Origin of the sequence: Marinobacter nauticus, assembly GCF_003634635.1 — a bacterium.
GTDB lineage: Bacteria > Pseudomonadota > Gammaproteobacteria > Pseudomonadales > Oleiphilaceae > Marinobacter > Marinobacter nauticus.
In genome coordinates, this window is sequence record NZ_RBJB01000003.1 from 331,029 (window position 1) to 352,631 (window position 21,603).

Annotated in this window: 20 protein-coding genes; 11 read left to right on the plus strand and 9 right to left on the minus strand. The window is 56.2% G+C overall.

Features of this window, described 5'->3' with window-relative positions:
- Nucleotides 1-221: 221 nt before the first annotated feature.
- From C7436_RS07405 to C7436_RS07420, 4 genes are all read left to right on the plus strand, one after another.
- Nucleotides 222-935 (plus strand): lytic transglycosylase domain-containing protein, encoded by a 714-nt coding sequence (locus C7436_RS07405; protein ID WP_121207233.1) that lies wholly within the window; start codon nt 222-224, stop codon nt 933-935.
- Nucleotides 935-1,696, plus strand: coding sequence for a spermidine synthase (locus tag C7436_RS07410; RefSeq protein WP_121207235.1), 762 nt, complete (start codon nt 935-937; stop codon nt 1,694-1,696). Before C7436_RS07405 ends, C7436_RS07410 begins: the two co-directional genes overlap by 1 nt.
- Nucleotides 1,697-1,831: 135 nt before the next feature.
- Complete coding sequence (locus C7436_RS07415) at nt 1,832-3,745, plus strand: hypothetical protein (RefSeq protein WP_121207237.1); 1,914 nt, start codon at nt 1,832-1,834, stop codon at nt 3,743-3,745.
- A 58-nt stretch (nt 3,746-3,803) separates the two neighbouring features.
- On the plus strand, nt 3,804-4,496 hold the full coding sequence (locus tag C7436_RS07420; RefSeq protein WP_121207238.1) for a pseudouridine synthase: 693 nt from the start codon (nt 3,804-3,806) through the stop codon (nt 4,494-4,496).
- 15 nt (nt 4,497-4,511) lie between these two features.
- Here C7436_RS07420 and efpL read toward each other — a convergent pair whose 3' ends face one another.
- Together efpL and C7436_RS07430 are read right to left on the minus strand one after the other, a co-directional pair.
- Complete coding sequence (efpL, locus tag C7436_RS07425; protein WP_011786351.1) at nt 4,512-5,078, minus strand: elongation factor P-like protein EfpL; 567 nt, start codon at nt 5,076-5,078, stop codon at nt 4,512-4,514.
- A 73-nt stretch (nt 5,079-5,151) separates the two neighbouring features.
- The gene (locus tag C7436_RS07430) at nt 5,152-5,649 is read right to left on the minus strand and encodes an acyl-CoA thioesterase (RefSeq protein WP_011786352.1); all 498 of its coding nucleotides are present in this window, start codon (nt 5,647-5,649) and stop codon (nt 5,152-5,154) included.
- Nucleotides 5,650-5,852: 203 nt separating this feature from the next.
- Here C7436_RS07430 and C7436_RS07435 point away from each other — a divergent pair, with 203 nt between their 5' ends.
- Complete coding sequence (locus C7436_RS07435) at nt 5,853-7,718, plus strand: alkaline phosphatase D family protein (RefSeq protein WP_121207240.1); 1,866 nt, start codon at nt 5,853-5,855, stop codon at nt 7,716-7,718.
- A gap of 38 nt (nt 7,719-7,756) precedes the next feature.
- Here C7436_RS07435 and C7436_RS07440 read toward each other — a convergent pair whose 3' ends face one another.
- From C7436_RS07440 to C7436_RS07450, 3 genes are all read right to left on the minus strand, one after another.
- On the minus strand, nt 7,757-8,455 hold the full coding sequence (locus C7436_RS07440; RefSeq protein WP_211329861.1) for a crotonase/enoyl-CoA hydratase family protein: 699 nt from the start codon (nt 8,453-8,455) through the stop codon (nt 7,757-7,759).
- A gap of 96 nt (nt 8,456-8,551) precedes the next feature.
- Nucleotides 8,552-11,131: a DUF2339 domain-containing protein gene (locus C7436_RS07445; RefSeq protein WP_121207244.1), complete on the minus strand. Its 2,580-nt coding sequence runs from the start codon at nt 11,129-11,131 to the stop codon at nt 8,552-8,554.
- Nucleotides 11,132-11,158: 27 nt separating this feature from the next.
- Entirely contained in the window at nt 11,159-11,533 is a 375-nt protein-coding gene (locus C7436_RS07450) for a hypothetical protein (protein WP_121207245.1), read from the minus strand.
- A gap of 122 nt (nt 11,534-11,655) precedes the next feature.
- Here C7436_RS07450 and C7436_RS07455 point away from each other — a divergent pair, with 122 nt between their 5' ends.
- Nucleotides 11,656-12,399, plus strand: a complete 744-nt coding sequence (locus tag C7436_RS07455) for a substrate-binding periplasmic protein (RefSeq protein WP_121207247.1) — start codon at nt 11,656-11,658, stop codon at nt 12,397-12,399.
- A 58-nt stretch (nt 12,400-12,457) separates the two neighbouring features.
- Here the strand turns inward: C7436_RS07455 and C7436_RS07460 are convergent, their stop codons facing one another.
- Nucleotides 12,458-14,599, minus strand: coding sequence for a methyl-accepting chemotaxis protein (locus C7436_RS07460; RefSeq protein WP_121207249.1), 2,142 nt, complete (start codon nt 14,597-14,599; stop codon nt 12,458-12,460).
- A gap of 223 nt (nt 14,600-14,822) precedes the next feature.
- The gene (locus C7436_RS07465) at nt 14,823-15,500 is read right to left on the minus strand and encodes an NAD(P)H-binding protein (protein ID WP_121207251.1); all 678 of its coding nucleotides are present in this window, start codon (nt 15,498-15,500) and stop codon (nt 14,823-14,825) included.
- Nucleotides 15,501-15,597: 97 nt separating this feature from the next.
- Here C7436_RS07465 and arfB point away from each other — a divergent pair, with 97 nt between their 5' ends.
- Nucleotides 15,598-16,011 (plus strand): alternative ribosome rescue aminoacyl-tRNA hydrolase ArfB, encoded by a 414-nt coding sequence (arfB, locus tag C7436_RS07470; RefSeq protein ID WP_121207252.1) that lies wholly within the window; start codon nt 15,598-15,600, stop codon nt 16,009-16,011.
- Here the strand turns inward: arfB and C7436_RS07475 are convergent.
- Entirely contained in the window at nt 16,008-17,564 is a 1,557-nt protein-coding gene (locus C7436_RS07475; RefSeq protein WP_121207254.1) for a BCCT family transporter, read from the minus strand. The two genes, arfB and C7436_RS07475, sit on opposite strands and share 4 nt — an antisense overlap.
- A 321-nt stretch (nt 17,565-17,885) precedes the next feature.
- On the opposite strand from C7436_RS07475, the gene C7436_RS07480 reads away from it, so the two are divergent.
- On the plus strand, nt 17,886-18,464 hold the full coding sequence (locus C7436_RS07480) for a sterol desaturase family protein (protein ID WP_121207256.1): 579 nt from the start codon (nt 17,886-17,888) through the stop codon (nt 18,462-18,464).
- Between the two features lie 190 nt (nt 18,465-18,654).
- On the opposite strand, the gene C7436_RS07485 is transcribed toward C7436_RS07480, so the two are convergent.
- Entirely contained in the window at nt 18,655-19,551 is an 897-nt protein-coding gene (locus C7436_RS07485; protein ID WP_121207257.1) for a hypothetical protein, read from the minus strand.
- A gap of 301 nt (nt 19,552-19,852) precedes the next feature.
- On the opposite strand from C7436_RS07485, the gene C7436_RS07490 reads away from it, so the two are divergent.
- The 3 genes from C7436_RS07490 (at nt 19,853) to C7436_RS07500 (ending at nt 21,551) form a co-directional block, all read left to right on the plus strand.
- Nucleotides 19,853-20,026, plus strand: coding sequence for a hypothetical protein (locus C7436_RS07490; RefSeq protein ID WP_228198075.1), 174 nt, complete (start codon nt 19,853-19,855; stop codon nt 20,024-20,026).
- Nucleotides 20,027-20,374: 348 nt separating this feature from the next.
- Entirely contained in the window at nt 20,375-21,157 is a 783-nt protein-coding gene (locus C7436_RS07495; RefSeq protein ID WP_121207259.1) for a type 2 periplasmic-binding domain-containing protein, read from the plus strand.
- Between the two features lie 136 nt (nt 21,158-21,293).
- Complete coding sequence (locus C7436_RS07500) at nt 21,294-21,551, plus strand: hypothetical protein (protein ID WP_121207260.1); 258 nt, start codon at nt 21,294-21,296, stop codon at nt 21,549-21,551.
- Nucleotides 21,552-21,603 lie beyond the last annotated feature (52 nt).

Here is a 21,603-nt window from a genome sequence, read left to right on the forward strand (position 1 = left end):
AAAGAAATTGATCCAGATGCATAGTTTGCCTGACTATCCTATGGTTATTGTCTTTAAAGGCCCAATCCCTGCCTCTCACCGACAATGCCTGAAGACAACCGCCAGTTCGTGACCCTATGAACAATCGGTATCATGAAGGCACGAAACTCCTACACTTGAACGGCCATCTACCGCGATAATAGACGTGGTGTGTCATTCAGAAACAAAGCTTCGGGTTCTTGATGAATTTCAGCGGTACATCCCTGACAACCAGAGTCACCATTGCCCTTGTCACCGGACTCCTTCTCGCGACAGCTACGGCCCATGCCGACAGCATCAAACGCATCGTGCATCCGGACGGACGGGTGGAATTCACCAATGTGAAAAGCAAAAGCCAGCCACGAGCCTCCACCAAGAGTGAAACCGTGTATCGTTACACCGACGAACACGGTGTCGTGGCCTTCAGCAGCCAGCGCCCGGGCAACGCCGACTTCGATGTTATCCGCTTCCACTGCTACGCCTGTGACCCGGAATCCAGCGTAGACTGGCACAAAACGCCATTGTTCCTGAGCCCCTATCGCAGTGAAATCCAGACCGCGGCAGCTGAATTCAATGTTGACCCGGCCCTGGTGCGAGCCGTTATCCATGCCGAGTCTGCCTTCAACCCCAAGGCCATTTCACCGGTCGGTGCCCAAGGACTGATGCAGCTGATGCCGGGGACGGCACAGGAACTGGGCGTAAAAGACCCACTGGAGGCCAGCGAAAACATCCGCGGCGGTGTCGACTATCTGGCCAAAATGCTAAAACGCTTTAATGGCGACACTCGCCTGGCGACCGCCGCCTATAACGCCGGCCCCGGCGCCGTTGGCCGCTACAGGGGCATTCCGCCTTACGCGGAAACCAAAGCCTACGTGGAACGTGTAGGTATCCTGCACCAGCGCTACGCCGCCAACTGATGGGCACCATCATCAAACGGCCCGATATCAAGGGCGATATCGTGCATGTCGCCAACGACCGCTACGGCAATATTCTGGTGATTGATGATCGCAAGCACCGGATTCTCAGTTTTGATTCCGTGTTTGAGCAAAGCAAAATTTTGCGCCGGGCACCCCATGTTCCCGTCCACGAATACAGCCGCGCCATGCTGCTGCCAATTGCTTTCGCCAGGCCCGACCACATCACTGTGCTTGGTTTGGGCGCAGGCGTCGTCGCCCACGGCATACACCGCCTGTTACCCGACAGTCAGGTTCATGTGGTGGAGTTGCGTCAAAAGGTGTTCGAGACCGCACGGGACTGGTTCTCGTTCCCGCAACATGAGCGCCTTCATGTCACCGTCGCCGATGCCTGGCACACGCTGGAAACGCTTCCAGTGGCCAGTACCGCCATGATTGTCACGGATCTATACAGCGCAGACCGGATGTCGCCCCTTCAAGCGCAACGCCGGTTCATCAAGGCCTGTGCCCGGGCACTCCAACCTGACGGCTGGCTCGTTCTTAACTATCACCGCATGCCGGAGCCGGACGGTAACCTGCTGCGCGAGCTGAAACGCCAGTTCCCGTGTCTGCTCACCTTCAAAAGCAAAACCAACAACTGGGTTATCTATGGCTGTAATCGGGCGCTTAATCCCTGGCAGATACCCGACTCAGTCCTCAAGGCATTGGAAGAACAACTGCCAATTGGATGGCCTGCGCTGATGAAAAAAGTCCGGGCCTTCTAAAAGCCGGCCTGCCAACCACGAAAAAGTTTACTCGGTTTTACATTTCTTTTTGTAATTGCCGGTAATTGTTCACAGTTTTCAAGCTAAACTCTGCGCCTCTCTATACCCTCTCTTACTCATGTAAAGGAACAAAGCATGGCATTTGAGTACGGAGCTCAAAAACTCAACATCCGGAATCCATTCCGGTTCGAAGGGCTGGTCCGGTCCATTCGTGGTGCAATTCTGCTGGCGATTGGCGTCTATCTCCTGCTTCAGATTCAACCTCTGCTTGGTACCGACAAACCCAGAGCCTGGGTTAACCTGTTGATCGGCGGCCTGTTTGTAACGGGCGGGTTGAAGGCGCTGGGCGGAGGCCTGTTCCAGGTCATGCGTTTCTTCGTGGGCCGCGCCGCGCCGGCCTCACTGACCAAAAACGTTGCCCGTGAAGCCGTGAACGAACGCGAGCCGACCCTGTATAACTCTAAAATGCTCCACAACATGCTCATGAGCAAGAGCAACCCGACCTTTATCGAGCCCACCGGCTGGTTCGCCCGGGCGGTTCACTCGGTCTTTCCCAACCTGATTGTCACGCCCTGGCCAATTCGCAACGTCGCTCAGAATCTGGCCATGAAACTGACCAAGAGTTTCGTGGCCATCGCCGCCTTTCTGGTGGCCAGCCTGGTGGTCACCATGGTGTTCTCAGGCACCGAAGGTGCGGATGTTGGCAGCACGGTTATCTCACTGATCCTGCAAGCGTCATTGCTGGTGTACCTGGGGCTGTTGTGGGTCAAACTCGGCAACCCGCTGTCCCGCAGTAACATGACCAGCCTGAGCCAGACCACCAGCAAGGGACTGGCGCTGGTGATCATTGGTGCCATCGCAGTGCCCATCCTGACTGCCCAGGGCTGGCTTGGCTTCTGGGACAGTCTGCACGTCAGTGCCCGCCAGGATTTGGCCGGCCTGATGCCCCTGCTTGAACCGGTTTTCCGTACCGGGTCCCTGCTGACCCTGACTATCGTCTGTGCTCTGGCGACAGCGGCCATTGCGGTGGTTCTGATCAAAGCACGCATTGGCATGGTGCCCATCGCAACCAGCAGCTCTGAACTCAACAACAGCTGGCGATTCGATCTGCACCCACGCCAGATTTTCACGACGCTGCGCGACCTCGTGTTGATGCAAAAACGTCAGCAGGAGCTGCCGAACCGGGTATATCTGGACAGCAACGACACCGGTGATGCCAACCGGGAGAATGAGCAGTTCAACGGCGACCTTCTGGTCGAAATACAGCCTGTTGTCGAAGACCGCGAAGAACCGAAATCCCTGCGCTGGGCCCGGGCAAGCGGAACCATCGCTGGCCAGGTACTCCTGTTGGCGGGTGCCCTGCTGCTCTGGCTGGGTGCCGATCGCGTGATGGACCATGTTTACGCTCTGGATCAGCTTCGCGCTACCCGACTCGATGTCGACCAGGCATTGAACCTGCTGTTCGTCCCCGCGGGTGCCACCGCCGCCATCCTGCTTGCCAGCTTGCTATTGCTCGGCTTCGGCCGGACACTGTCCAGAATCTGCCATCTGTTCTGGGCCGAGATCTTCTTTAAGTCCAACCTGTTCGATATGCACTGTGAAGGCACGGTGATGCGGGCAACTCATTACCGCGGCGCCGACCGTCACAGTGCGTCCAGTGAACAGGATGTATTCAGTTTCGACGCCACCTACTTCGCTCTGGCAACCGAAGCGGTCAGCTCAACGTTTGCAGTCTCTGGCCAGCAAAACCTGGAGCAGCCGAGGTATCTGCTGTCCCTGTCGCCATGCGATGGATTCATCAACAGCGTGGTTGGCGACCTGGAAGACCAGTTCCGTCGCCGCAATGACGAAATAAAGAACGAAAAGCAGGCCGACCGCGAACAGCGGCTCGACTATATCCGCCAGGAGCAGGAAGCGCGCAGAACCGGGGATATGGCTGCCCAGGGCCTGGTTGCACCAGAGCAGCGGGCATCACTGGAATCAGACGTGGTGTCCGATCAGGACCGTGAGAAGATTGCCCGCTGGGAGGGCGACACAGCCGATAACTGACGGTAAATCAGACAGCACACCAGGAGCTCTTCGGAGCTCCTTTTTTGTCGGGCACAACATGAAACTCTTACGGATACTCACCAATCAGAACGGTATTAGCCGCCGACAGGCCAAGGCCCTGCTCGCCGCCGGCCGTGTTCAGGTTGATGGCGAGCGCTGCCATGACCCGGACCTGGACATCCAGCGGTTTCGTGAAGTGTGCGTTGACCAGCGAATCATCCAGAGCGCGGCCCCTGCGTATTACCTGATGCTGAACAAACCATCGGGCTATCTGAGCGCCACCCGCGATGACCAGCACCCCACCGTTATGGAACTGATTGACCCATCGCTTCGGCCGCATGTGCACATTGCAGGGCGACTGGACAGGGCAAGCACCGGACTATTGATCCTCAGCAGTGACGGAGTCTGGAGCCGACGGCTGACCGAACCGGCGGTCAAAATCCCCAAGGTGTACCGGGTAACCACGGCTTACGCCATCTCACCGGAGACAGAGGATCGGTTCAGGGAAGGCATCTGGTTTGAGTACGAACAACTCAGAACCTCGCCCGCGTCGCTGGAGCCATTGGGGGAGCGGGAAGTACGGCTGACGATCTACGAGGGCCGCTATCATCAGGTGAAACGCATGTTTCGCGCCGTGGGCAACCGGGTGACCTCATTGCACAGGGAAAGCATGGGCGGACTGACTGTGGATGGGCTAGAGCCAGGCAGCTACCGCCATCTCAGCGCACAAGAGGTCAGCTCAATCGGCTGACCTCTTGCCATATCATCAGGCGCGGCTGAGGAATTTGCGCTCTTCCACGTTCACGCGAATTCGGTCACCCGTGGAAATGTGCTCAGGAACCTGTACCACCAGGCCTGTGGTCAGGCGGGCGGGTTTGGTTCTGGCGGTTGCCGAGCCACCCTTGATGGACGGGTCGGTTTCCTCAATGGTCAGTTCCACCGTCGGCGGCAGGTCAATGGCCACCGGGTTTTCGCTGACCAGAATCACCATTACCCCTTGGGTGTCCTCGGTAATGAACAGCAACTCATCCTCAATGGCACTGCGGTTGAGCATGTACTGAGTAAAGTCTTCTGTATCCATGAACACATACTCATCACCATCAGCGTAGGAGAAGGTCGCTTCCCGGCGCACCAGGTCGGCCAGATTGAGCATGTCCGAGTCCTTGAAGGTCTCATCCAGTTTCTGGTTGGTGACCACATCGTACATGCGCATCCGGTAAAGGCTGCCTCCGGCACGGCCCTGGGGCACGGAGCGCTCGATATCCTTCACGAAATAGACGCGGCCTTCGTATTCAACGGCCTGATTCTTTTTGATTTCACTTGCTTTAGGCATGACATCCGGTTCCAGAATAGTTAGTCATCACGGGCGCTGGTATACCACGACTGGCGGTAATATGCGATAGCCCTCAGCCACTCGCCTTTGACAATTCATCCCGGGTGCGCAAACGCCCTTCACGGCGTATCTGTGCCTTGGCATAACGGCGCTTCTGGTCCTCGGTTTCCGGGATTACCTGGGGCACATCCACCGGCTTGCCGTGTTCATCGAGTGCCACAAAGGTAAAGAAGGCGGACAGAATATGGCGAGTCTCGCCGGTATAGCTGTTCTCGGCCTCCACCTTCGCACCGATCTCCATGGAGGAGCCCCAACTACGGTTCAGCGACAGATTGAACAACAAGGTGTCATTGCCTTTGGCGGGAGCACGAAAATGAATGGAATCCACCGCCGCCGTCACACAGACATGGGCCGAGTGCCGCTCCGCGACCACCAGTGCCAGGCGGTCACACTTCGCCATGATCATGCCCCCGAACACCGTATTGTGGGAGTTCATATCGTTCGGGAATACTTTATACACATGCTTTTCAATAGCTGAAGCAGAAACAGCTTTTGCAGGTTTATCGGTCATGAAACGGTCATTCCTTTGTGTGTTTACCCACACTTTCTGTGGATAACTTTGTTAGCAAGGCAAGGACATGCGATCACAGGCGGCATAAACACTGCGTTTGCGATCCCTGCGGTTAATTTGATCAGATATACTGCACGTTTTAATGACAACAACAAAGCGGGCATTACCCCCGAAAGGATTCACATACCGGAAAGGAGTTTCCCATGATCATCTGCGGCCCTATCGTACGCCACTCCAATCGCACCGTGCTCAACCTATGGCTGGTATTAGACCAGCGTCCCGAGAGCATTCAACTGAATACCTATCTGGATGATGCCAGAGCATCACCAGTTACCAGAGACTGCGACGCCGAGTTCATACCAGCAGGCGATAACTGCTATATCTGCATGCTGTCGACGGACCTTCCCCTCGACAACGCCGAGCCTTATCACCAAACCAATGAGCTCTTCTACGAAATAGTACTGGATGGCGAGCCGTTTGGAGACAGCCAGCTGCTCGCGACACTTTGCCCTGGCACGGACAAGCTGCCCAGTGTTTACCTGCCCCGGGAGCATCGGCATTTCATTCAGGCATCCTGCCGGCGCCCTCACTCCCCGGGGCAAGACAAAAAGCCGGACCAACTCGCCCGGGGCGCCCGTTTGCTGGCGGAGAATCTGCGCAAGGAGAGCCGGCCAAGCCAGCTGTTTCTGACCGGCGACCAGATCTACGCCGACGACGTGTCACCCTTGCTGCTGGATTATCTGGGCAAACTGCAGAAACACCTTGGACTGGCCGATGATCTGAAAAACCTGCCGGCGGGCAAAGACCTGCACCGGCTGTCGAAACTGGATGACCGGCACTGGGTAACCCGAAGCCCCTACGGATTCAGCTCCAGCGCCAAAAGCTCTCACCTGCTGACCCGTGCCGAATATCTGAGCATGTACCTGTTTGCCTTCTCAGGCGCCGGACACCAGTTTGGCCTCGACTTCGCGGGCCACGACGAACTCAAGCCACGGCTTGCCAAACAGCCTGCCAATACCCGGGATGGCCGGAACCCGCCGGTGCAATATGTCTACACGGAGAGACAACACGCAGAAGACCACCGTAATCTGTCTGGCTTTGCACATCTGGCCCGTTCGGAGGTCCGCCAACTGCTCGCCAACACGGTGACCTACATGATCTTTGATGACCATGAAGTAACCGACGACTGGAACATCTCGAAACAGAACGCCCGGCAACTGAGCACCACGCCCATTGGCCGGTACGTGCTGATCAACGCTCTGCAGACTTACTTCCTCTGCCAGCACTGGGGCAATCAGCCCTCTCTGGTGAAGTCCGAAGTGGCAAAACTCAAAACGCTTCTCGAACAGGATACGCCAGCCGACCACAAAGAATGGGACTGGTTGCTTGAGCGGTACTGGGGCTACGAACTGGAACAGACACCGCCGGTGGCGGTGCTGGATACCCGCACGCACCGGGAATTCAGCAAGCGAGGCAAACACTCCCTTGGCCTGATGTCTGATCAGCAGATCCAGCAACTGGGCCAGCGACTCTCCGGGTTTCATCAGTGTCGCACGCTGATTGTGATCTCACCGACCCCCACCTACGGGTTCAGTCACATCGAATACCTGCAGCTGAATTTTCCCATGTTCAAACGCACCCTGGACCGGGAACCCTGGAGCGCTGACACGGCATCGCTCGAGGCTCTGAAAGCGTCCTGCTGCCAGCTACCCGGCGTTGAGCATGTGGTGGTTTTCTCTGGCGACGTTCACTACGCCTTTGCCCGAAGGCGTCAAACCAGCCTGGGGCCCGTTCTCTGGCAGATCTGCAGCAGCGCCTGCAACAACGTACCCATGGGTGAGAATATCGGCTTGAGGGCCATCAACAGGATCGGCGAGTTACTGGGCAAAAACCAGGAAAGTTACCTGCGGCCGGAAGACAGCGACTTCTTCCTGACCAGTGACCGCAATATCGGCACCTTGATGCTTGACGATCAGGGCTGCCCGGTCCAGGCGGGATTGCTGTGTGCGGGAGAAAACGGCAGTTACCAGAAGCGTTACGATCTGGTGAACTACCGGGAAACCAACTGAAGCGACAGGAGCCACCAGACAGGTGGCCCCGGCAGGGATCAGCCCAGTACGTCGAAGTGGGCTGCATCCTGCTCAATGCACCAGTCCAGCTTCTCCAGATAAGCGGCCTTGGTTTTGAGCTTGGTTTGCTTATGGGCGCGCATGTTCAGTTGCTTCATTTGCGTTGCCACCTCTGTGGCGCGCTCCGCCAACTGTTCCGGCGCCACAATTTCATCCAGGAAGCCGGCCGCGATAGCCGTTTCCGGGTTAAAGATCTCAGCGTTTACCACCGAGCGGTAGAAGTAAGGGGCCGGCATACGATGGCGCGCAATCTCAATGCCCGCATGGTGCATGGTCATACCAATGGCCACTTCATTCAGGCCCAGCTTGAAGCCACCCTCTACCCCGATTCGATAATCCACTGAAAGCAGAACGAACGCGCCCTTGGCGATGGCGTGGCCACTGCAGGCGGCAATAACCGGCAGCGGAAATGCAGCCAGACGACGGGTAAACGTAGAGCCCACCTTAACCAGCGCCATGGCCTCTTTCGGGCCTTTCTGCATTTCCTTGAGATCATAGCCGCCGGAAAACATCCCCGGCTGGCCCGTGAGAATGACAATGGCCTTATCCTGCTCTGCCTGGTCCAGCGCGGCATTCAGCGCGTCAAATACCTCATGGCTCAGAGCATTAGCCTTGCCATTGTTCACGGTAATGGTGGCAATGCCGTCGTTCAGTTCGTAAGTTACGAGTTCTGTCACCTGGATTTCCTCATCTACTGCCAGAATTAAGTGAGTGTTTGTTAACTGTATAGCGAACACCGGTCATGGGCAACGCCAAAATCCCGATCAACGGTCTCAGGATTCTGACGCCTTCCCGGAGCCGGAGGTTCGCCGGTACATCCACGCCAGGCCAAGCAGCGCCAGCCCCAGCCCCATAAAGGCAGCAACCCGCCACAGTCCCTGCAGCCCGGCCATATCCACCAGAAAGATCTTGCCGATGACCAGACCAAGCAGAATCATTCCTGCCTTGTGCAGCAGTTCGCTCTGGTTACGTGTGGACCAAAGGATCGCGGCAATCGAGTAGAGCATACCAATCACCGAGTAGGTATAGAGCTCGCCCTCCCCCATTCCACTGGACAGAGTCATCGCACTGCCCTGCCACAGATGCCGGATTTCGAGCAAAGTGAACACCCCGAAAGCCACTGCAGCCGTACAAAGAGACCAGCGAACGGGCACAAGATCGGAGTATCGAGCGCTGGCCAGAGCCAGAAGGACCGGCGCGCCATACGCCAGCAACAGCAGATTGAATACCGGAGTACTGCCAATAGTGCCGTCGGTCCACCAGGGGTTGTGCACCACGGCAACAACGAGATAACTCAGAACAGCGATCACCGTCAGTGCCCTCGCCAGCAACCGGTAAAGCCACCCCAGCGTTCCCGCGACCCTGGACCGGAAAACGTAGACGATGCTCAAAGCGCCCCAGAGCACGGTATTGATTGACGCCTCGGTGACGCCATATTCCCGCGCAAAAATATCACCATTGTATAGCCAGTAACGAAGCTCCACGCCCAGGAACAGAACCAGCAGATGCAAGGTCACAGCTTCCAGCCAGGGCCGAATCACCTCCTTTCTGGCCAGCCAGGTAGCAGCGCCGGCAAACAGCGTGGCCCCTCCGTATGTCCAAAGGGACCAATGCCCACCCGCATCGTAGCTCTGCAACCATGGATTGAAGGTCAGTCTCGCCACCACAATGGCCAGTAAAACCTTGAGAATCAGGAACAGCTCGGGCGCCTGGTATCGGCGTCCAAGCCAGACCAGGCTGACGAACTGAGTGGCCAGTGCCAATGTCATTGACGCTTCCTGCAACCACATGGCAACCGCCATGGAATAGCACGCGTGGGCAGCCAGTATCGCCCAGACCAGGCCAACGCGATAACCTGGCGAGTGCTCCAAGCGCCAGGCAACGACACCATAGACCGCCGCCGCCAGGAGCGCGACCAACGCCCAGTTGCCTGCAGCCTGCCCGCCCTGAACAAGCAACCAACCCAGTAACAGCCAGATAACGGGCGCCAGCATCGCCAGCGACGCCCACCGCCTCAGCTCCAGCTGCGTCCGCCACTGCCAGAGGACGCTCAATACCACCAGCACAGAGGCAAGAATCAGATAGGTGATGAAGGGCTGATGGAAACTCTGTCCCAACGGCCTGAACAGAACGTCCTGACTCAGATCGGCAGAATAGACAAGCCAGCCGGCAAACGTGGCCAACACCGCGGCCCAGGGCAAAAACCACAGTCGCTGCCGGCTTTGGGGCAACAATACGGCGACCGGTAGCATCCATAGCCACGCCAGAAAAGCGGGATCACCCGTCGATTGCCAGGCAATAGACGCTCCCCAGGCCAACAATGTTGCCAGCAAGGCGTCTCTTCGACGCTGCAGGGGAAGCAGGCCATCTCCGGGCAAGACCGAAAACAACAGGAAAAGCACGGGAAGATAACAGGACACCGCCAGGCCGTGGCGTCCACTAACGGCAACCAGAAGCCACCAGAGTCCGGCGCCGGCCAGGGTGCCAAACCAAAGCCAGGGACGGTAGACATACTGCATCAACAGCAGGGAGCTGACGGTGATCACAACGCTGTAACTCAGCACAAAGACGGCACTTCCTCCCTCACCCCCGACCAGCAGCGGCACCAGATAAGCACCCGATAGCCCCATAATGGCCAGCAATGGGCCATGCACAAGCGCCAGAAACATGGTCGCGACGGAAACCAGTGCCAGCGCGAAAAGCGCCGGTACGGGCCCGATCAATCCATAATGATGAACGCCCGCCAAAAAGGCTGCATAGAGTGTGACACTGCCACCTCCGGCCAGTGCTGCAAAGACCTGATCCGACCCCATGTGACGCCGACGAAGATATTCCGCGCCTGCGTGCAACCCCAACCCGGTCAACAACGCCATCAGCAACTGATGCACTGGTCCGATAAGCCCGGCGGAAATCGAATGGCTCACCATAAAGATCCCGGCAAGACTGACACTCAGCGCGCCAATCCAGACCATCCAGTTGGCTTTGAATGCCGCCACGCCACGGGATACCAGAGCATCCGACCGACTCACGGGAACGGCAATTGCTGTGTCTTCCGCGACCGGCTCCCGAGATGTCTCTGAGTCTGTCGTTTCTGCCACTGAACTTGCTGGCTCCCGTACGAACCCGACATCCGCCGCCACATCAGGGGTGGCCGGCGTCACCGGATCCAGCAGAGAAACCCCGGTATCGCGAAGCCTGGAAACCTCTGCCCGGAGTTCGGCGACTTCCCGAGCCAGATCCTCGACCCGGGAGGCGTGACGGTCTCTTTGCCGGAACGCCAGAAAGCCCAGAAGTGAGCCCACAGGCACCAGCAGCACGCCAGCTCCGATAACGAGAAAGAGTAATGCTTCCAATGGACGTTTCCTTGTCTTGTCGTTACTTCAGGGTTGCACCACCCCGGATTGAGGCACCAGGCAATTGATCATGGTAATCGACAGATCCCGGAATACCGCTTCCGACATCACGTTATCCGGAAACTGGCCGACCATCGTTCGCCGGCAGGATGAGGATCGACTGTTTGCTAGCTGCACACAATCGTTGAATGTCTCCCCGCTATCCCGTCCCGTCGCCTCGCTGCAAAAAACGGGAACCCGGCTGACCACAAAATCAAGTACCTCCCCCCGGCTTGCAGGGCTGGTCGCCAAGTTACTGAAACGCTCTGCACTGGCCGGAGCCGGGGTTCCCCTGGTCTGGTCCCACAATACGTAGAGCAATGCGGCAGAAACCAGCGTTACTGTGACAACGGGCATCTTCATTACAAATCCTTAAAACAGAGTGGCGCGCCATTGTAAAGAAGAACAATCCGAGCTGCCTCATTGAACACCGGTTGAATACCATAGTGAACTCCCAAATTCTGAACCGAAAACGGAGCATCCTCATGAAAGGGAAACTCGGACTTCTCGCCGCCATGCTGGTTCTGGCCGGCTGTGCCACTGCTTCCGAGCAATTGCGCGTTTACACCGAACAGTATCCTCCTTATAACATGACCACTAACGGTCAGCCCTTTGCCCATTCAGAATCCGAAATCACCGGCCTCTGCACCGATGTGCTCAAAGCTGTTCTTGAGAATGCCAAGGTCGACTACAGCATCAAACTGCGTGACCTCAGCTATGGCATGAACCGCGCCCAACGGCACGAAGACCACGGTATCTACTGCGTATCCAAGACAGACGAACGGGAGCCCTTCTTTGAATGGGTGGGACCACTCTCCAGCATCAAGTGGACCCTGTTTGCCAAGCCCGGCTCCAGCATAAAACTGGACGATCTTGAGGATGCCCGTGATTACCGTATCGGTGGCTACAAGGGCGATGTGATGACGGGATACCTGGAAGACAAAGGATTCGACGTTTCCGCCATCACCAACAATGGACTGAATGCCAAGCGGCTGGAACAGGATCAGATCGATCTATGGGTGGCCGATGGCCTGGCAGGCCCCTACCTGGCCGCCGATGCCTCCGACGTGACCGGCCTGGAGGCAGTTCTGGTTTTCCGCGAAACCCCGATGTACCTGGCCGTTAACAAGGACTCTGATCCCGACTTGATCAAAGCCCTTAATACGGCTTACCAGGCCATGCAGGAAAGCGGTGAGATAGACACCATTTCGCGTTCTTACGGGCTCTGATCGCCAAGTGGCTTTTTGCCGGCCCCGCCAGCTCTCAGGCTAACGCGGGGCCAGCAACTTACGCATGACTCACCTGAAACTGACCGGTCAGGTTTTTCAGCTTGTTTGCCGACACGTGCGTCATCTCAGAACTTGCGGTCAACCCCGCGATCACCGCCGTCATGAAACCTACGCTGTCAGCAACGCCACTGGTCTGAGCACTCTGGACCGCGTTGGTTTCCGCAATGCCCGAGATCGCCCGGAAGAGCTTGTCGACCATGTGATGCAGTTCGGCATTATCATCCGACGCCGCCCGGGCCTGAGCCAGACGGGTCTCCATTTCTGCCATGCCGTCTTCCATCGTGGTTACGGCGCGCTGAGTTTCTTCCCGCACCCGATACAGACGCTCATCAATTTCCGTCGTGGCCTGGGCTGTCCTGCTGGCCAGTTGCCGTACCTCATCGGCGACGACTGCAAATCCCCGCCCTGCCTCACCGGCCCGAGCCGCTTCTATGGCCGCATTGAGCGCTAGCAGATTGGTCTGGGCAGCAATGTCGTTGATCATTTCAGCCGCCTTGCCGATCTCATCCGTGCGTTCACTCGCGGCGCGGATACCCTCGGCCGAACGCACGATAACGTCGCGAATGCTCTCGGTTTCACGGCTGACACGGGCAAACTGATCTTTGGCGCGAGCCACCACATCTTCCATGCTTACCCGCATTTCCTGTGCCGTGGTCGAGGCATTTTCGATTTCGTTCTGCTGCAGATCTGCGCCCTTCAGCATCTGCTCTATGTCGTGTACCACCTGCTGAATCTTTTCATCCGCCTGGCGGTTCTGACCCACAAGGTGTTCACTGGCGGAGCGGGATTCACCCGCAAGACTGATGACCTGCCCCACCATGCCGTCGAGGGTATCCAGAAAGCTGTTCATCCAGCGCGCGAGATCCCCGCTCTCATCCCGCTTGGTCTTGCCAACATCGAGACGCTGGCGCAGATTCCCGCCTCCTTCGGCAATGTTTCGTATGACATCCGCGAGTGATGACAGGCTATCTGCCAATGGCTTGGCGGAACTTGCCCGGAAGATGACAAGACCCAGGAGCGCAACCATCGCGTTCACGGAGGCTTCCAGCCACAGGGGAGCACCGCTTGCCGAAACCGCTACGTTGGCTGCCCAGATAAGCGCCATAAGGACCCCGAGCCGCGCTGTCAGTCGATAGCTGACCGAACGTTTCCGGTACACCTCCTCCAGGTCGCCTTCACACATCATGCCCCAACGATCAGGAGACCCGGGTAACTGGAAGGTCACGCCTTTGCCAATCACCGGTATGTGGCGATAGTCGGAATAGCCGGGGTACTTAACGTAGAGGTTTTCACCGCGGGCCATGGTTTCGCGTACCCCCGGGTGCAACTGCCCCGTAGCCGGGTCGGTGAAACGTATTTCGAATTCGGTGTGTTCCCGAATCCGTACTGTACCGAAGCCCGTACGGATTCCGTCTTTGAGGTTGTCACCGTGACTGAAGGTGGCGTCTTCAAACCGCGAGCGCGACAAGGCAACTCCCGGCCTGATCGACGGATCAAACTGGCTGTCGATCATGAAAATGTAGTTGTCGCCGGACTCTTCAAAAATGTGCCCGGCTTCGCGCTGAATCAGGTCACTCATGACATCGTTCGGAACCCGGGCACAGACTGCCGCTGCCTGATTGCCAGCGAGAGCGACCGGCTGGTAGAACATCAGCGTGACATCGTCATGAAACCTGGAGGTTGTGGCACCAAGCTGCAAGGTGACCGGGTCACTGTAGGGCCCGTGGAGAAACCGCTCTCTCACCCCTCGTTGCACGGCCGCGGGCATGAGGCCTGCGGCTCCGTTTCTGCCGGTCACCGTCGAGGCGACAACAGAGCCATCTTCTTTTACAACGAAAAGCTCGGAAATTTCCCGGAGGCGCGTAACGGCCGAATCCAGCACCTCTGAAATGCTATCCTGTTCGCTACCCTCAAGCCGTGCCGCAAGCCCCTCAAGGAAGGCCCACTTGCCATTTGCCCAGTTAATCAGCGCTTCGCGACGGGTTTTCGCGATGCTCTCGAATATCTCTTCATTCGTTGCATATTGCTGGCGGTTCAAAAAACAGGACCATCCCATCCGCAACTTACCTGTGGCCCCAAACCAGGGCAACCAGCCCCGTTCAGCGGCCGAAAGGTTCATGGAATCACTGCGTAAAGTCATAGAGCCTTCCTCAATCCGTACTGCATGCTTGCATCACAGCATCGTTGTGCAAACAAACCTCATTTCAGAAGGAAGCTAAGCAAAGAGCGGGCCTGAACCTGCGGATTGGCCAGAACCCGAAGCGAGGGGGCACATTCGCCGGAAATAAAAGGTGAGAGCGTCGCACCACCAGAGTGCACCAACTGGGAAATGCACCAAGGCGGGGCCCCTGAAATCAAGCCCGCTACTGCAACCCACGAAGGCGGCGAATATCATCGTATTCCCGCACCTTTACCGTTTTCTCCGGGCCTGCGGAGACAGCGCATGAGACCAAGTCATGTACCATGGCTTCTGCAACCGCTTCAGCCTCAATCGCCCGGTACTTTCTCAACGGCCCAATCAGCGCATGATTCGCAACCGGCATTACAGCCATGCCGAGAGACTCGGCCGTTCGTTCCTCACTGCGGTCCCCCAGTAGCAAGCTGGGGTGATATATCACAAGGTAGGGAAACTCCATCGCCCGGACTTTGTCCTCAAGCTCTCCCTTGACTCGATTATAGAAAACCGGAGAACTCGAGGAGGCGCCAATCGCCGACATTAAAATCATTACCCGGGCACCGGCGTTTCGGGCCAACTGTGCTGCCCTCAACGAATAATCATGATCGACCTTGCGAAAGACTTCTTTGGAACCAGCCTTTTTCAGGGTTGTGCCCAGGCAACAAATAAAGGCATCCACCTGGAAAGCGTCGGCTTGCTCTTCCATGGCATCAAAATCCATGAACCGCTGCTCCAGTTTCGGATTTTCCACGACCATCGGCCGGCGAACCGGAGCGATCACAGTCGATATCTCCGCCTGCTCGAGGAGTTTCTCCACCACCATGCCTCCGGTCAGGCCGGTAGCGCCTAAAACCATCACTTTCATTCGGTGTCTCCCTGTGTTCATCGCTTCTGATTGGTTGCCGGATTGCGTAGGATGATACTCGTAAACATCCGAATCCGAGCTCTCAACACGTGCCACTATGCTGAAATTATCCAATGCCGTCGAACTGGCAGACTGGGAAATCCAGATTACGCAGATACGATCCCAGGGGGCAGGCGGCCAGAATGTGAACAAGGGTGCCTCTGCCGTTCACCTCCGGTTCGACGTCCTGCATTCCACCCTGCCGCCGTTTTACAAAGAACGTTTGATGGCATTGTCCGACCAGCGCATCAGTAAAGACGGCGTGATTGTGATCAAGGGGCAGTCTTTCCGCACGTTTGAGCAGAACAAAGAGGACGCGCTGAACCGACTCAAGACTCTCATTCAGGAGGCAGTAAAGCCGCAAAAAGCCCGCCGGCCAACGCGGCCGACGAAATCCTCCCAACGGCGGCGTGTGGATAACAAAACCCGCCGTGGAGAGATCAAATCCCTGAGGGAAAAAGTAAAAACCTAAGCCAGCCCCTGCTCTTTCGCCAGGGCTGCTGCGGCCCGGGGACCGGTCCACAGAGAAGGGAGAATAATCAACGACACCGGAATGGCTGTGATCACAATGAACTGTTGCAACACCCCAATCTGACCGGCCCCCATATAGAGAAGAATCGCGGCCATCAGTGCCATGGCGCCACCCCAGAAAACGCGAATCCAGGGTTGCGGCTCGTCATGGCCGGCCCCCACCATCGCAATGGAGTAGCTCATCGAATCTCCGGTTGTCGCCACAAAGATGGTGGTCAGCAACAGGATTGCGGCCGCCATCCAGGTGCCTCCCGGCAGTGCCTGCGCAACCGTCAATGTGGCGACGTCAAACCGGAAGCTGTTCAGGGCGTCAGTCAGATCAAACGTGCCTGAAAGCTGATGATAGATGCCTGAGCCACCCAGCAACGTGAACCAGATGGTCGTGGCGATGGGTGCCAGTATGGCAACTGCCATGATGGTTTCACGGATGGTTCTACCACGTGAGATTCTCGATACAAACACTGCCATCAAGGGGGTGTAACCAATAAACCAGGCGAAGAAAAACACCGTCCACCACTTCATCCACCAATCGGGCGCCGTCTGTGCTGTCATCGTGGCCATGGAGAAAAATGAACCCAGATACTGCCCCATGGATTGCACGTAGACATCCGTAAGGAATAGCGTGGGGCCAAACACAAAAATAACACCGGCGATGACCAGCGCCAGGATGACGTTGAAACGACTGAGCAGCTGGATACCCCGATGCAGCCCGGTCATTGCAGATGTCATGTATACCCCCGCCAGCACGGTCAGAACCATGAGCTGGGTGCCATAATCATCGGAGACACCAAAAAGCTCATGCAATCCAAAGCTCATCTGTGTCGCCAGAAAGCCGATCGGGCCCACGGTGCCGGCAACCACGGCGATCACGCAGGCAGCATCCACAACTCCGCCCAAGCGCCCACGAACGACGCGCTCACCTAAAACGGGATAAAGCAGCGTCCGTGGCTGCAGCGGCTGCCCTTGTGAGTAGTGCGCGCGCGAGAGCACGATGGCCGTTAATGAACCAAGGACAGCCCAGGCTAGAAACCCCCAGTGCATAAATGACTGGGCTAGCGCAGGTGCAACGGCGGCAGGGGACGCGGCCTCGGTGTCGAACGCCGGCGGGGTGACCACAAAATGATAGACCGGCTCACCTGCTGCGAAGAAGACTCCGCCACCGGCCAGCAACGTACACATGATCATCGATAGCCAGCGGAACCGGCCAATCTCCGGCTCATCCAGCCCTCCAATCCTGGCCCGACCGGCCCCGCTTACGCCGGTGGCAACCGCCACAAAAAACGTGAGCAGCAGGAGCAGCTGGAAAAAAGAACCAAGATATTTTGCGGTCCAAGAAAAACCGTGACCAATCAGGTCAGCCACGTAATCGGCATCGACAACAGAAGCACCAACAAACAGCAGAATAAAGCCAATGGTCAGAACCAGCACAACGGGGTCACTGTCGCTCCAGACGCTCTCGCTTGCCTTGGGTTTAGGGATAGTCTCGGCGGTCATTGGGAATGGGTCCTTGCGGCAAAAAGGGCGCGACACTACCGGAACTCTCAAGCGATTGCACCCAACTACGGGGAATTACGAACCTGCACGGCTGCGGATCACTCAGCGGTTTGCCCACAGAATCTGTGGATAACTCTGTGCGAAGTCTCAGGATAGGTTCGCCCGACCCTCGTCATCCCTGGGGCGCCCGATGTTGGAGGCAATTTGATCAGGTTGTCCGATTCCGCCAACGGGGCCTGACAAGCTGACGCAAATGAGCACAGAAATTCAAGGCGGCTATGGCACGATGAAAACTCAGCCACTCTCTGAAAGAGGTGATTCATGATTGGCTTTCCGGTCGCCCTGATTTTTGCCAACGGTGTTGAATGGTATGCCCATAAATACATCCTCCACGGGACACCACGGCCGGGAAAACCCAGATACAGCCCGGTACCGAAGTCTATGAAAAGCCACTGGCAGCATCACAAGATCGTGCGCACCACGGATTACCGCGACGAAGGCTATGAAGAAGGGTTGTCCAACTGGCGCACCCGGAACGAAGTCACCTCCCTGCTTGCGCTCACTGCGGTTACCTCTCTGGCGCTACCGGTAGCCCCGTTTTTTACACTGGGCACCTACTACGCGGCTGGCCGGTACTTCTATGTGCACCGGCGCTCTCACCTGGAACCCGAGTGGGGAAAGAAGGCCATTCCCTGGCATTACGATCACCATATGAACACCAATCAGGACGCCAACTGGTGTGTCACCCGTCCCTGGTTCGACTACATCATGGGAACTCGTATCAAAGCAAATCCGGAGCTTGCCGAGTCCAACCCTTTGGGTATCAACCTGCCCTCGATCATCGAGCCCCCCCTGAACCGGTTTTTGAACAAGTGTTTTCCACAGCTACAGATGAATTAACAGGGCTGATTGGTTTTGCCCACAGAATCTGTGGATAACGTTGTTGGCAACGACAGGATAGGCAGTGCAAAGCGTGCAGTGGCAGGCCCTGGCGGAAAGCGCAGGTAAAATGATCAATCTGAACAGATGCGCGCTTCGCCAGGTTGGGTGGGTGTTGGCACACCCACCAATAGCTTGTTTTTTAGTCGCTTCAGGCGGGAACAGTGGCTTCGATATCGTTGTCTGATTCGGTATCACCTTTGCCCAAAAGAACATCCCGGAACGAAAGATAATACGCGCCCGCAAGAACTGCACCCCAGACAAACGACACGACAATTGTAATCACCGTCATGCCAATAACCGATGCGGTTGAAGCACCAATTGCGAACGTGGGGAACAGTACCAGTTGAGTAACAACCATCGCGTTTACAGCAAAGAAAAGCAGTACAAACAAGTTCTTGAAGCACGCGCGCAGGCTGTTACGAACAGCCTCTAAAGCCCCCTGTCTGGCAACCACAATCAACGGGATTGCATAGAAGAACAACGCACCGAACAGAACCAGCGCGCAAAGCACTGCAATGAACATGAGCAGAATCGCAGCAATACCTGCTGAGGGCCCGAAGCCACCATCCATGAAACCGCCCATGCCATAGCGGCTAACAGATGAGAACGAAAAATCGGCAATACTTGCGATCACGTAGCCAATAACGGACAGTACAATGCCGACGACAATCATCATCACTACCATCAGGAAAGTATGAAGTATCGTGTGCCCGCTGAAGCCGGAAAACACCTGGGTAAACCGGGGAGTCCCCTCGGCTGCGCTGTGGAACAGAGCCACCATACCGGCGTTGAGTAGCAGCGTTACGAAAATGCTGACAATCACCAGCACCACGGTGCCAAAGACACTGCCACCGGAAATCATCTCCATCGCACCATATTGAATCAGCGCCGGAACAAGAAACACCAGCAGATAGGCGGGCAGAATCACGCCCCAGTTACTGCGCAGCAGTCGCACCGCCGCCGAAATCCAGTTCAGTGGTGGGCCGGCCGGAACTTTTCTCGGGATAACAGGGGTGTCATAAGAAGTATCGGTTGGGGTGCTCACAGCAGGAAGTCCTTAATGTGTTTTCCAGGAATGTCGACCACGTAGATGGCCCGTCCAAGGGGGCGGACGTTAACAAAACCTGCCGTTTAGCAATGCCCAATATTGTCCTGCTTCCTTGTAGGACATTGACCATTGAACCAAAAAGCTGGATCACCGTCCCGCAGACCGAAACAGCACATCGTTTCCAATCAAAGCCAACAATGCCCCGAGAATGGCAGGCAAAGTCCATGAAAAGCCACTGGCCGCATCACAAGATCGTGCGCACCAAGGATGACCGCGACGAAGTCTATGAGGAACCCGAGTGGGAAAGAAGGCCATTCCCTGGCATTACAATCACCATATGAACACCAATCAGGACGCCAACTGGTGTGTCACCCGTCCCTGGTTCGACTACATCATGGGGACCCGCATTAAAGCGAACGCGGACCTCGCGGAATGCAACCCTCTCGGAGTGAAGTTACGCACCTTTGTCTAACAACCGTTGAACCGTCTATTTCATCGTCTTTTTTGGTAGTGCAATCATAAATTGTCCGAACCTAAACAAAAGCGAACATTCCATTCAGGGCTTTCCTCCAGCGCCTCTACGCGAAACACGGCTGACACTTTGTGGACACTTTGGGGCCGTCGGTTTTTCGGAACGAACCGATAAGAACCGTGACCAGCCAGGTATTCATCAGTGTGGTAAACAAGGCGAGCGCGTCACTGTCACAGAGCTGAAACACTAATGTAGTAATATCGTGATTCTGGAAATGGAATTAGCGGTAACCTTGAGTTTAGGGGCAGGGAAGTAGTTGTAGTTTCTCGATAATCACGTGGCATCTGAATGAAATGGTTACTTCTGGCGTTCGCTATTGGCACTTTGGCCACCCAGGCCAATGCAGCGTCAAAGCCAGAGCCACTTCTCGTACTGGCTCCCTACCTCCCGGCAACATCAGAACAGGGGCCGGCTGGGCGCGATATTGAGATATTCGCGGCGGTCATGGATCGATGCGGCATAGATGTTCACTTCCATTTCTACCCCTTCAAACGCCACCTCCGGAATTTCACTTATGAGGGGCTGGGGGATGCGGTAATGACCGTGCCTCCCGATATGGACACGCCAGGTTTTGAAAGCACCCCTTACGTGTATTACCAGAATGGCGCCGCTGTTTTGGAGTCCACGAACATCAAGCCTTACCATCTTCGCTATTTAAAAGGGCTGCGTGTTGTTTCCTTTGCCGGTGCGTCCCAATTGCTGGGTATTGAGTCTCACATTGAGTCTTTTGCCTCATATTCCGAGTTTGCAGACCAGCGCATCCACTCGCGAATGCTCTTTCTGAATCGCGTGGATGTGGTGCTTGCGGATGGTCTTATCTTTGCGGAGATTAACCACCGTTTGCGCGCGGATCGAACCTATGCGGATAAGGCTGATTTGCACCAGAAGGTCATGTTCATTCCGATTTTTGCCCCGACGCCCTATAGAGCCTCGTTTCGTAAAAAAGAACACCGTGATGCATTCAACGCGTGCTTCAGTGAGCTTGAAGCAGAAGGCGTTTTCCGAGCAATCAACGTACGACACATTGAAAAATATCGGGATACGGTTGGCTACGGTTATCTGGGCTACTAGGCAATCGAATGCAGGCTATTTCAGATAAATTTTTAAGACCAAAATCATCTTGAGGCACATCAAAATAGCCGATTAAACTGAGCATAAAATAAACAGACAGATAAGTGCTGTCCCTTACCCAGTAAAGAGGTGCCCCATGAGTTCCGATTGGATTGAAACCACCTTGTCTCTCAAAAAAGACCAGACACTCCGGGAGGTCGAGCCTGAAGTCGATGAAGAGCGCCAGGTAGACCCTGGTAAAACGTCCTACGAAATGTGCACAGAGAACGGCGAGGTTGTTGGCTTTATCAAAACCTGGGAAGAATCGGATGGTTATGCCGGCTATGTCCATTTCGACTCTGCGGGAAACGTCATAGACTGGAAGGTCATGAGGGAAAGGCGCAAGGTCTCTTAGGGAACGTAGCCTGAAATTCGTTTGTAACGTTAGAACCCTATAGTGAGGGTTC

Bases quoted from the DNA above. Each gene is read 5' to 3' on its own strand.
- C7436_RS07465 (WP_121207251.1), bottom strand. From the start codon at position 15,500: ATGAAAGTGATGGTTTTAGGCGCTACCGGCCTGACCGGAGGCATGGTG.
- C7436_RS07420 (WP_121207238.1), top strand. From the start codon at position 3,804: ATGAAACTCTTACGGATACTCACCAATCAGAACGGTATTAGCCGCCGA.
- C7436_RS07500 (WP_121207260.1), top strand. From the start codon at position 21,294: ATGAGTTCCGATTGGATTGAAACCACCTTGTCTCTCAAAAAAGACCAG.
- C7436_RS07415 (WP_121207237.1), top strand. From the start codon at position 1,832: ATGGCATTTGAGTACGGAGCTCAAAAACTCAACATCCGGAATCCATTC.
- efpL (WP_011786351.1), bottom strand. From the start codon at position 5,078: ATGCCTAAAGCAAGTGAAATCAAAAAGAATCAGGCCGTTGAATACGAA.
- C7436_RS07460 (WP_121207249.1), bottom strand. From the start codon at position 14,599: ATGACTTTACGCAGTGATTCCATGAACCTTTCGGCCGCTGAACGGGGC.
- arfB (WP_121207252.1), top strand. From the start codon at position 15,598: ATGCTGAAATTATCCAATGCCGTCGAACTGGCAGACTGGGAAATCCAG.
- C7436_RS07480 (WP_121207256.1), top strand. From the start codon at position 17,886: ATGATTGGCTTTCCGGTCGCCCTGATTTTTGCCAACGGTGTTGAATGG.
- C7436_RS07430 (WP_011786352.1), bottom strand. From the start codon at position 5,649: ATGACCGATAAACCTGCAAAAGCTGTTTCTGCTTCAGCTATTGAAAAG.
- C7436_RS07495 (WP_121207259.1), top strand. From the start codon at position 20,375: ATGAAATGGTTACTTCTGGCGTTCGCTATTGGCACTTTGGCCACCCAG.
- C7436_RS07455 (WP_121207247.1), top strand. From the start codon at position 11,656: ATGAAAGGGAAACTCGGACTTCTCGCCGCCATGCTGGTTCTGGCCGGC.
- C7436_RS07450 (WP_121207245.1), bottom strand. From the start codon at position 11,533: ATGAAGATGCCCGTTGTCACAGTAACGCTGGTTTCTGCCGCATTGCTC.
- C7436_RS07410 (WP_121207235.1), top strand. From the start codon at position 935: ATGGGCACCATCATCAAACGGCCCGATATCAAGGGCGATATCGTGCAT.
- C7436_RS07475 (WP_121207254.1), bottom strand. From the start codon at position 17,564: ATGACCGCCGAGACTATCCCTAAACCCAAGGCAAGCGAGAGCGTCTGG.
- C7436_RS07405 (WP_121207233.1), top strand. From the start codon at position 222: ATGAATTTCAGCGGTACATCCCTGACAACCAGAGTCACCATTGCCCTT.
- C7436_RS07435 (WP_121207240.1), top strand. From the start codon at position 5,853: ATGATCATCTGCGGCCCTATCGTACGCCACTCCAATCGCACCGTGCTC.